Source organism: Hydrogenophaga sp. L76 (assembly GCF_057654755.1).
Map to the genome: position 1 here is coordinate 2448169 of NZ_CM172807.1, position 10277 is coordinate 2458445.

The following is a 10277-nucleotide window of genomic DNA, read 5'->3' on the forward strand; positions in this document are numbered from 1 at the left end:
ACCCGGAGTTGCCGTTCTGAACAACGACGAATCTCCCACGCCAACAGCAAGGGCCCCTGACGGGGCCCTTGCTGTTGGTGGCGCACTCAGCACCGAAAGCCGCCACCAGAATCCGCCGCCACAAATGACCACCGGATTCCGTCACCATTTACCGCCGCCAGATTTACGCGGGTTTAGATCGCCGCTAACAGCAGGATCTGCAGAACACCGTGGCCCTGGCCCTGGTCGCACTCTGGGCCACCGGCGCGGGCATCATCGCGCTGGACACATCGGTCAAAGGCTGGGAGTACTTCGCCAACCCCAAGCTGCAAGCCAAGATCACCGTCGTCTGCTTGCTGACGCTCAATGGCTTCTTGCTGCACCACCGCGTCCTGCCGCTGATGAAGAAGGCCGGCACCCTGCTGAACATGTCGTTCTCGCAGCGCAGCTTTGCCGTGTTCGCGGGTTCGGTGTCGGCGGTGTCGTGGTTCTACGCCGCGTTGCTGGGCGTTGGCCGTCCGCTGAACTGGAAGTTCCCGCTGACCGACATCCTCGCCGCTTACCCGGTGCTGATCGCCGGTGGTTTTGCCACGCTGATGCTGATGGTGGCCTGGGCGCAGTACCGCACCAGCGGTGAGTCCCGTTCGTTCGAAGGCACCCGCTTCGTCGGCGCCCACTGAATCCGGCTCAAAACCTGAAAGCCAAAGGCCATCCGTCGGGATGGCCTTTGACTTTTCAGCACATCAGAGAAGGCGCTCCAGCACCAGCACACCAAAAAAGCCCAGCGCTGCGATGACCGTCCATTTCAGGATCACGATCCCGTACTGGCGAAACCTCGCCTGCCCCGTGCCGATGTAGAAGGCGAACGACACGCCGGCCGCCAGCAGGAGCATGAAGATGGTCCAGCGAAACAGCAGCATGGCTTGTTTTTCGGTGAAGCCTTGGGCGCCGGCTGGCGCTTACCAGGCGGGAGCGAGTTGCGCGAAGCCGGTGGGCGCTTCACGCTCCTGCTCGAAGCTCACGATCTCGTAAGCATCGGGTCGGGCCAGCAGCGCACGCAGCAGCTGGTTGTTCATGGCGTGACCCGAGCGGAAGGCGCTGTAGGCGGCCAGCAGCGGCTTGCCAATGATGTAGAGATCGCCGATGGCGTCGAGGATCTTGTGCTTGACGAACTCGTCCTGGTAGCGCAGACCGTCGGCGTTGAGCACCTTCACATCGTCCATGACGATGGCGTTGTCCAGGCCGCCGCCCAGCGCCAGGCCATGGGAACGCATCATCTCCACATCGCGCGTGAAGCCGAAGGTGCGGGCCCGGGCGATCTCCCTCGCGTAGCGGCCGCTGCCCATGTCGAACTCGACCCGCTGGCCGCTGGAATTCACCGCCGGGTGGTTGAACTCGATCTCGAAACTCAGCTTGTAGCCGTGGTACGGGTCCAGCCGCGCCCACTTGAGGTTGCTGCCCTCCCCTTCGCGCACCTCCACGGGTTTGGTCACCCGGATGAAGCGCTTGGGCGCCTTCTGCGTCACGATGCCCGCGCTCTGCAGCAGGTAAACGAACGAGGCCGAAGAACCGTCCAGGATCGGCACTTCTTCGGCTGTGATGTCCACATACAGGTTGTCCAGCCCCAGGCCCGCAGCGGCACTCATCAGGTGCTCGATGGTGTGCACCTTGGCGCCGCCCTTGGCGATGGTTGACGCCAGACGCGTGTCGGACACGGCATCGGCGTTCACCGGAATCTCCACCGGCTCGGGCAGGTCCACGCGGCGGAACACGATGCCGGTGTCCGGCGCGGCCGGGCGCAGCGTCAGCTCGACCCGTTGGCCACTGTGCAGGCCGACGCCCACCGCCTTGGTGAGAGATTTCAGGGTTCGTTGAGCAAGCATCCGGTGATTCTAATTTTTCCGAGCGGTTTCGCGTTGACAGAGAAAGCTATCCCAGCGATTGAACCGGGCACACCACCAAAGAGATTGGTCGAACGGAAAGCGTAGCGAGCGCTCCGAGGTGACGCTGAAGCGCGGAGCCGTACACCCGTACGGCGAGCACTGCAGGCGTCAGATCGGAGGGCGCAGTAGCTTTACGTCGATCAATCCGCTTGTTTGCGAAGGAAAGCAGGGATCTCGAAATCGTCCATGCCACCCGAAGCCAGCGCATCCACCTTGGCCGCCGCCTGGGTGCGGTTGGTGCGCCAGACACTGGGCACAGCCATGGAGTTGTAGTCGGGCTGTCCGGCACCCTGGCCACCCACCGCCGTGTTCACTGTCGGGATGTTGAACGCCACGTTGTCGGTACCGGTGCGCAGCACCTGCAGCGGCGGCGCGGTGCGGCGGGCGCCCTGGCGGGACAGGCCCGTGGCCACCACGGTGACACGCATCTCGTCGCCCAGGCTGTCGTCGTAGGCCGCGCCGTAGATGACGTGTGCATCGGGAGAAGCGTAGGCGCGGATGGTGTTCATCGCCAGCTTGGACTCGGACAGCTTGAGCGAACCCTTGGCCGCCGTGACCAGCACCAGCACGCCCTTGGCGCCCGACAGGTCGATGCCTTCGAGCAGCGGGCAGGCCACGGCCTCTTCGGCGGCGATGCGTGCACGGTCCGGGCCAGCGGCCACCGCGGTGCCCATCATGGCCTTGCCGGGTTCACCCATCACGGTGCGCACGTCTTCAAAGTCGACGTTCACGTTGCCGTACTCATTGATGATCTCGGCGATGCCGCCCACAGCGTTTTTCAGCACGTCGTTGGCGTGGGCAAAGGCTTCGTCCTGCGTCACGTCGTCGCCCAGCACTTCGAGCAGCTTCTCGTTCAGGATCACGATCAGCGAGTCCACGTTGGCTTCGAGCTCGGCCAGGCCGCTGTCGGCGTTGGTCATGCGGCGGCCGCCTTCCCAGTCGAAGGGCTTGGTGACCACGCCGACGGTGAGGATGCCCATTTCCTTGGCCACGCGGGCGATCACGGGCGCCGCGCCGGTGCCGGTGCCACCACCCATGCCGGCGGTGATGAACAGCATGTGGGCGCCGTCGATGGCGGTACGGATTTCGTCGATCGCCAGTTCGGCCGCATCACGGCCTTTTTCCGGCTTGCTGCCAGCGCCCAAACCGCTGGTGCCGAGCTGGATGGTGCGGCTGGTGGCGCTGCGCGCCAGGGCCTGCGCGTCGGTGTTGGCACAGATGAACTCAACCCCTTGCACGCCGCGGGAGATCATGTGTTCCACGGCGTTGCCGCCGCCACCACCCACGCCGATGACCTTGATCTGGGTGCCCAGGTTGAACTCTTCCACTTCAATCATTTCGATGCTCATTTTTCTCTCCTGTTGTTGCCCTTGAACCTGAGGTGCCGGGCGTTGTTTCAATAAAAATTCGTTGCATGGATCAGAGGGGTGGCCGCGGCGCGGCCCCGGCATCACCCAGGCGGCCCGGTGCATTCCGTACATCGGTGCACCGGGTAGTGGCCCGCGGCGCCATGGCGCGCGGGGCGGGCAGGGGATCCGAACAAACCGCTCATCGTGTGTGTGTGATTCATGATCAGAAAGTCCCCACAAACCAGTTTTTCATGCGTTCCAGCGCGCTCTGCATGGAGCCCGCCTTCTGCGCGACCTTGTGGCCCCGGACGCGCGCCAGGCGCGCTTCTTCCAGCAGGCCCATCACCGTGGCCGCCCGGGGTTGGGCGACCATGTCGGAGAGGGCGCTCGCGTAGTGCGGCATGCCGCGGCGCACCGGCTTCAGAAAGATGTCTTCGCCCAGCTCGACCATGCCGTGCATGACGGCACTGCCGCCCGTGAGCACGATGCCCGAAGACAGGACCTCCTCGAAGCCGGAGTCGCGCACCACCTGCTGCACCAGTGCAAAAATCTCTTCCACCCGCGGCTCGATCACCCCGGCCAGCGCCTGGCGACCGAGCAGACGAGGACCGCGGTCGCCCAGACCGGGCACCTCGACCTGGGTGTCGGGGTCGGCCAGCAACTGCTTGGCGCAGCCGTATTCGACCTTGATGTCTTCGGCGTCCTTGGTGGGCGTGCGCAGCGCCATGGCGATGTCGCTGGTAATCAGGTCGCCCGCGATCGGGATCACCGCGGTGTGGCGGATCGCACCGCCGGCAAAGATGGCCACGTCGGTGGTGCCGGCGCCGATGTCGACCAAGGCCACGCCCAACTCCTTCTCGTCGTCGGTCAGCACCGCCTGGCTGGACGCCAGCGGGTTGAGCATGAGCTGATCCACCTCCAGCCCGCAGCGGCGCACGCACTTGATGATGTTTTCAGCCGCGCTCTGCGCACCGGTGACGATGTGCACCTTGGCTTCGAGCCGGATGCCGCTCATGCCGATGGGCTCTTTCACTTCCTGGCCGTCGATCACGAACTCCTGCGGCTCCACCAGCAGCAGGCGCTGGTCGGTCGAGATGTTGATCGCCTTGGCGGTCTCGATGACGCGCGCCACGTCGGCCGGCGTGACCTCGCGGTCCTTGATCGCCACCATGCCGCTGGAGTTGATGCCGCGGATGTGGCTGCCGGTGATGCCGGTGTAGACCCGGGCGATGCGGCAGTCGGCCATCAGCTCGGCCTCTTTCAGGGCCGCCTGGATGCTCTGCACCGTGGCGTCGATGTTGACCACCACGCCGCGTTTCAGGCCGTGGCTGGCCGACACCCCCAGGCCCGCGAGCTTGAGTTCGCCGTTGGCCTGCACTTCGGCCACCACCACCATGATTTTGGCGGTGCCGATGTCGAGTCCAACCACCAGATCTTTGTATTCCTTGGCCATGATGCTTTCTTGATTACCGGGTGTTGTTCGCAGGTTTCGCGTCTGCTTCGTTCACGGTGGTGACGCCGCGCATGCGCAGGGCGTAACCGTTGGGGTAGCGCAGATCGACGGACTGCACCGCGCCGGGGTAGCGTTCGGCGAGCTGGCTCACGGTGGCGGTGAAGCGTCGCGCACGCGCCAGCAGTTCTTCGGTTGTGCCACGCCCCAGCTCCATGCGGGCGCCGTTGTCCAGCGTCGCGCGCCAGCTGCCGCGTTCGCTGAGCTCCAGCCGCTCGATGCCGAGGTCCAGTCGATTGAGCTCGGCACTGAGCAACTGGTACAGGGCCCAGACTTCGGCCACCCGCTCAGAGGGGCCGGCCAGCTCGGGCAGGCCGTCGCCGTCGTCCGGGCTGGCATCAAAGATCTCGCCCAGGTGGTTGACCAGTTGCCCTGCACCGGCCTGCCCCCACCAGGCCACCGCCCGGTGCTCTTCCAGCGTGACGCGCAACCGGTTCGGAAACTCGCGCTGCACCAGCGCATGGCGCACCCAGGGCACGACCTCGAACATCTGCCGCACCGGTTGCAGGTCCATCGCCAGCAGGCCACCGGACAGCCGGCTCCTCATCTGGGACGCGAGCTGGGCGCGCAGGCTCACCGCATTCTGGTGGTCCACCTCGCCGTGCACCGCGATCGCCCGCACCGCCCAGACCGGGTGGCGCAGCACCCAGTTGGCCAACGCGCCCAGGCACAGCACGACAAACACCATCACCAGGGCGTGGGTCACCATGGTCATGAGCTTGACGTCCAGGGGCAGGTCGGGCTGGGTCATGGCGTTTCTTTCAGCCTGGTCCTTGTGCCGGGTTGTCCAGCGAGGCGCCGGCCAGCACGCTCAGGCAAAGGTCTTCGTAGGACAGCCCGGTGGCGCGCGCCGACATCGGCACCAGCGAATGCCCGGTCATGCCCGGCGAGGTGTTGATCTCCAGCAGGTACGGCTTGCGGGTGGCGGCGTCGATCATCACGTCGGCGCGTGCCCAGCCACGGCAGTCCAGCGTGAGATAAGCCTTGAGCACCAGCGCCTGGATGGCAGCCTCTTCGCCTTCGGGCAGACCGGCGGGCACGAGGTATTTCGTGTCGTCGGTGAAGTACTTGTGCTGGTAGTCGTAGTTACCGTCGGGCGCCACGATGCGGATCACCGGCAGCGCGCGGGCTGTCGAGCCCGTGCCCAGCACCGGGCAGGTGACCTCGTCGCCGGCGATGAACTGTTCGCACATCACCATCGGGTCCTGGCCCGAAGCCAGCGCGTAGGCGGTCTCGCATGCTTCGAGCGTCAGGACCTTGCTCAGGCCGATGGTGGACCCCTCACGCACCGGCTTCACGATCATCGGCGAGCCCAGGGCCGCAAAGGCGGCGCGGGCTTCTTCGGCGCTGTGCACCTGGCGCCAGGCCGGGGTGGACAGGCCTTCGGCCAGCCAGATGCGCTTGGTCATGAGCTTGTCCATGGCCACCGCCGACGCCATCACGCCGGGGCCGGTGTAGGGAATGCCCAGCAGCTCCAGCGCGCCCTGCACGGTGCCGTCTTCGCCGAAGCGGCCATGCAGCGCGATGAAGCAGCGCGCAAAACCTTCACGCTTCAAGTCACCCAGATCGCGCTCGGCCGGATCAAAAGCATGGGCGTCCACCCCTTTGGAGCGCAACGCGGCCAGCACGCCCGTGCCCGACATGAGCGACACCTCGCGCTCGGCCGATCGCCCCCCCATGAGCACGGCCACCTGGCCCAGTGCCTTGACGTCGATGTTCACGGTCTTCACCCCTGCGTTCATGTCCTGTCCTTCTGCGCCAACTCAACCACCTGCCCGGCCACCGCTCCAATGGAACCCGCGCCCATGCAGAGCACCACGTCGCCATCGCGCGCGTTGTCCAGGATGGCCTGCGGCATGGCGCCGATGTCGTCCACAAACACCGGCTCCAGCTTGCCTGCCACGCGCAGCGCGCGCGCCAGCGAACGGCCATCGGCCGCGACAATGGGGGCCTCGCCGGCGGCGTACACCTCCGCCAGCAACACGGCGTCGGCGTTGCCGATCACCTTCACGAAATCTTCAAAACAGTCGCGTGTGCGGCTGAAACGGTGCGGCTGGAAGGCCAGCACCAGACGGCGGTCCGGAAAAGCGCCGCGCGCAGCCGACAACGTGGCCGCCATTTCCACCGGGTGGTGGCCGTAGTCGTCGACGATGGTTGCCTGGCCACCCGATGGCAGGGCCGCTTCGCCGTAGCGCTGGAAACGCCGGCCCACGCCCTTGAATTCGGCCAGCGCCTGCTGCACGGCAGCATCGGGCACGCCCAGCTCCAACGCGATACCGATGGCGGCCAGCGCGTTGAGCACGTTGTGCTCCCCTGGCAGGTTGAGCACCACGTCCAGGTCGGGCATCTGGGTGCCGTTCTTGCGCTGTACCGTGAAGTGCATCTGGCCGCCAGCGGCACGCACGTTCACCGCACGCAGTTGGGCGTCTTCCGAGAAACCGTACCCCGTGATGGGGCGTGCGATCTGCGGCAGGATCTCGCGGATCGACGGATCGTCCACGCACACCACGGCGGTACCGTAGAACGGCATCTTGTGCAGGAACTCCACAAAGGCAGCCTTGAGGCGCCCGAAGTCGTGGCCGTAGGTGTCCATGTGGTCGGCGTCGATGTTGGTGACGACCGACAACACCGGCAGCAGGTTCAGGAACGAAGCATCCGACTCGTCGGCTTCGACCACGATGTACTCGCCGGAGCCGAGCTGGGCGTTGGCACCCGCGCTGTTGAGGCGGCCTCCGATCACGAAGGTCGGGTCCAGGTTCGCCGCGGCCAGCACGCTGGCGACCAGGCTGGTCGTGGTGGTCTTGCCGTGTGTGCCGGCAATCGCCACGCCTTTTTTCATGCGCATCAGCTCGGCCAGCATCACGGCGCGCGGCACCACCGGCACCAGCTTGGCGTGCGCGGCGACCACCTCGGGGTTGTCCTCCTTCACCGCAGTGGAGGTGACGATGGCGTCGGCGCCTTCGATGTACTTCGCATCGTGACCGGCAAACACCTCGGCCCCCATGGACACGAGGCGCCGCGTGGCGGCGTTCTCGCTCAGGTCGCTGCCGGAGATGCGGTAGCCCTGGTTGAGCAGCACTTCGGCGATGCCGCTCATGCCGCTGCCGCCGATACCGACAAAGTGGATGTGGCGAATCGCGTGTTTCATGCCGGTTTCACCTTCGCGAGTTGCTCGCAGGCGGACACCACGGCCGCCACGGCGTTTGTCTTTTCCATCTGCTTGGCCTTGCCGGCCATCTCCATCAATTGTTCGCGCTGCAGGGTCTGCAGCTTCTGCGCCAGCGAGGCGGGCGTGAGTTCGGTCTGTGGCACCAGCCAGGCGCCGCCGCTGTCGCACAGGAAGCGTGCGTTACTGGTCTGGTGGTCGTCCACCGCATGGGGGAAGGGCACGAACAGTGCCGCCGCGCCCACGGCAGCGATCTCGGTGACGGTGCTCGCACCGGCCCGGCAGACGATCAGGTCGGCATCGGCAAAGGCCTGCGCCGTGTCGTCGATGAAGGGCGTGAGTTCGGCCAGCACACCGGCGGCCGTGTAGTTGGCGCGCAAGGCTTCGATCTGTTTCTCGCCGCTCTGGTGAGTCACCTGCGGGCGCTGCGCCGAGGGGATCAATGCCAGCGCGAGCGGCACGGTGTCGTTGAGCGCCTTGGCACCCAGGCTGCCGCCCACCACCAGCAGGCGCAAGGGGCCGCTGCGACCGGCGAAGCGCACTTCGGGCGCCGGCTGGCGCAGGAACCCGGCGCGCAGCGGGTTGCCCACCCACTCGGCCTTCTTGAACACGCCGGGGAAGGCGGTGAACACACGGTCGGCGATGCCGGCCAGCACCTTGTTGGCCATGCCGGCCACCGAGTTCTGCTCGTGCAGCACCAGCGGCTTGCCGAGCAAGGTGCCCATCATGCCGCCGGGGAAGGTGATGTAGCCGCCCAGGCCAACCAGCACGTCGGGCTTGACGCGGCGCACCACCTGCAACGCCTGCCAGAAGGCGCGCAACAGGCGCAGCGGCAGCAGGAACAGCGTTTTCAGGCCCTTGCCGCGCACACCGCCGAAGTCGATCAGCTCCAGCGGGAAACCGCGCGGCGGCACCAGGCGGCTCTCCATGCTGCCGGGCGCGCCCAGCCAGTGCACACGCCAGCCGCGCTCTCGCAGGGCCTCGGCCACCGCCAGACCCGGGAAGATGTGGCCACCGGTGCCGCCGGCCATGATCAGGGCGCAAGGCGTCTTGCTCATGACCGCCCACCTTTCATGAGCTGGCGGTTTTCATAATCCACCCGCAGCACGATCGCGAGTGCAACCAGCTCCAGCAGGATGGCCGACCCCCCGTAGCTCATCAGTGGCAAGGTCAGGCCCTTGGTGGGCAAGGCACCCAGGTTCACGCCAATGTTGATGAAGGCCTGAAAGCCCATCCACACACCCACACCCTGCGCCACCAGACCGGCAAACACCTGGTCGAGCGCAATGGCCTGGCGGCCGATGTGCATGATGCGGCGCGTGAGCCAGAGGAACAGGGCGATCACGATCAACACCCCCACCAGCCCGAATTCCTCGCCGATCACCGCGAGCAGGAAGTCGGTATGGGCCTCGGGCAGCCAGTGCAGTTTTTCGACACTGCCTCCCAGGCCGACGCCAAAGATCTCGCCGCGTCCAAAGGCGATCAGCGAGTGCGAGAGCTGGTAACCCTTGCCCAGCGCGTGTTCGGCGCTCCAGGGATCGAGGTAGGCAAAAATGCGCGCCCGCCGCCATTCGCTGGCCATGACCATGAGCGCAAAGGCACCCACCACCACCAGGGCGATCAGGAAAAACATGCGGGCGTTGACACCACCCAGGAACAGGATGCCCATGGCGATGACCACGATCACCATGAAGGCGCCCATGTCGGGTTCAGCCAGCAACAACATGCCCACCACAGCGAGGGCCACGGCCATCGGCGCCACGGCGCGGAAGAAGCGCTCCTTCACTTCCATCTTGCGCACCATGTAGTCGGCCGCGTAGAGCAGCACAGCGAGCTTGCCCAGCTCCGAGGGCTGGAAGTTCATGATGCCCAGCGAGATCCAGCGCCGGGCGCCGTTCACACCTTTGCCAATGCCGGGAATCAACACCAGCACCAGCAACAGCAACGCCCCCGCAAACAGCCAGGGCGCGAGCTTTTCCCAGGTGCGCAACGGAAACTGGAAGGCCATCAGCGCGGCCACGAGGCCGATGATGATGGAGATGCCGTGGCGCACCACAAAATGCGTGTGCGCGTAGTTGGCGAAGCGCGGGTTGTCGGGCAAGGCGATCGAGGCCGAGTACACCATCACCAGACCCCAGGCCATCAGCGCCACGACGACCCAGAGCAGCGGCTGATCGAACCCGAGTTCACGAACCTGGCCCTGGCGCATGCCCGCGTAGGTGCGGTTGGACAGTCGCACCGGCAAGCCGTCACCGCCGGCCGGGCCGAGGCCCACCAGGCGCGGCAGCAGCCCGCCCAGCGCGGCGCGCAGGCTGTTCAGGGTGGCGCTC

At 66.1% G+C, this 10277-nt stretch carries 10 protein-coding genes; 1 reads left to right on the forward strand and 9 read right to left on the reverse strand.

Annotated features, from left to right (window positions below; genetic code table 11):
- Positions 1-209: 209 nt before the first annotated feature.
- Positions 210-659 (forward strand): hypothetical protein, encoded by a 450-nt coding sequence (locus AC23D4_RS11720; RefSeq protein WP_472888682.1) that lies wholly within the window; start codon positions 210-212, stop codon positions 657-659.
- Between the two features lie 63 nt (positions 660-722).
- Here AC23D4_RS11720 and AC23D4_RS11725 read toward each other — a convergent pair whose 3' ends face one another.
- From AC23D4_RS11725 to ftsW, 9 genes are all read right to left on the reverse strand, one after another.
- Positions 723-899, reverse strand: a complete 177-nt coding sequence (locus AC23D4_RS11725; RefSeq protein ID WP_177132140.1) for a hypothetical protein — start codon at positions 897-899, stop codon at positions 723-725.
- Between the two features lie 39 nt (positions 900-938).
- Positions 939-1862: a UDP-3-O-acyl-N-acetylglucosamine deacetylase gene (gene lpxC, locus AC23D4_RS11730; protein ID WP_177132143.1), complete on the reverse strand. Its 924-nt coding sequence runs from the start codon at positions 1860-1862 to the stop codon at positions 939-941.
- Positions 1863-2062: 200 nt separating this feature from the next.
- Entirely contained in the window at positions 2063-3271 is a 1209-nt protein-coding gene (gene ftsZ / locus AC23D4_RS11735) for a cell division protein FtsZ (RefSeq protein ID WP_472888683.1), read from the reverse strand.
- Positions 3272-3494: 223 nt separating this feature from the next.
- Positions 3495-4724 (reverse strand): cell division protein FtsA, encoded by a 1230-nt coding sequence (gene ftsA, locus AC23D4_RS11740; protein ID WP_305280347.1) that lies wholly within the window; start codon positions 4722-4724, stop codon positions 3495-3497.
- A 13-nt stretch (positions 4725-4737) separates the two neighbouring features.
- Positions 4738-5532, reverse strand: coding sequence for a cell division protein FtsQ/DivIB (locus AC23D4_RS11745; protein ID WP_472888684.1), 795 nt, complete (start codon positions 5530-5532; stop codon positions 4738-4740).
- Positions 5533-5542: 10 nt separating this feature from the next.
- Positions 5543-6523 (reverse strand): D-alanine--D-alanine ligase, encoded by a 981-nt coding sequence (locus tag AC23D4_RS11750; RefSeq protein ID WP_472888685.1) that lies wholly within the window; start codon positions 6521-6523, stop codon positions 5543-5545.
- A complete protein-coding gene (gene murC, locus AC23D4_RS11755) occupies positions 6520-7929 on the reverse strand; it encodes a UDP-N-acetylmuramate--L-alanine ligase (protein WP_472888686.1) in 1410 nt (469 codons plus the stop codon). The genes AC23D4_RS11750 and murC overlap by 4 nt, the downstream gene beginning before the upstream one ends.
- Positions 7926-9005 (reverse strand): undecaprenyldiphospho-muramoylpentapeptide beta-N-acetylglucosaminyltransferase, encoded by a 1080-nt coding sequence (gene murG / locus AC23D4_RS11760; RefSeq protein ID WP_472888687.1) that lies wholly within the window; start codon positions 9003-9005, stop codon positions 7926-7928. The genes murC and murG overlap by 4 nt, the downstream gene beginning before the upstream one ends.
- Positions 9002-10258 carry a putative lipid II flippase FtsW gene (gene ftsW / locus AC23D4_RS11765; protein ID WP_472888784.1) on the reverse strand — a complete coding sequence of 419 codons (1257 nt, stop codon included), beginning with the start codon at positions 10256-10258 and terminating at the stop codon, positions 9002-9004. The genes murG and ftsW overlap by 4 nt, the downstream gene beginning before the upstream one ends.
- Between the last annotated feature and the right edge of the window lie 19 nt (positions 10259-10277).

Excerpts from the sequence above, each read along its gene's own strand:
- AC23D4_RS11725 (WP_177132140.1), bottom strand. The coding sequence starts at position 899 with ATGCTGCTGTTTCGCTGGACCATCTTCATGCTCCTGCTGGCGGCCGGC.
- lpxC (WP_177132143.1), bottom strand. The coding sequence starts at position 1,862 with ATGCTTGCTCAACGAACCCTGAAATCTCTCACCAAGGCGGTGGGCGTC.
- ftsZ (WP_472888683.1), bottom strand. The coding sequence starts at position 3,271 with ATGAGCATCGAAATGATTGAAGTGGAAGAGTTCAACCTGGGCACCCAG.
- ftsA (WP_305280347.1), bottom strand. The coding sequence starts at position 4,724 with ATGGCCAAGGAATACAAAGATCTGGTGGTTGGACTCGACATCGGCACC.
- AC23D4_RS11745 (WP_472888684.1), bottom strand. The coding sequence starts at position 5,532 with ATGACCCAGCCCGACCTGCCCCTGGACGTCAAGCTCATGACCATGGTG.
- AC23D4_RS11750 (WP_472888685.1), bottom strand. The coding sequence starts at position 6,523 with ATGAACGCAGGGGTGAAGACCGTGAACATCGACGTCAAGGCACTGGGC.
- murC (WP_472888686.1), bottom strand. The coding sequence starts at position 7,929 with ATGAAACACGCGATTCGCCACATCCACTTTGTCGGTATCGGCGGCAGC.
- murG (WP_472888687.1), bottom strand. The coding sequence starts at position 9,005 with ATGAGCAAGACGCCTTGCGCCCTGATCATGGCCGGCGGCACCGGTGGC.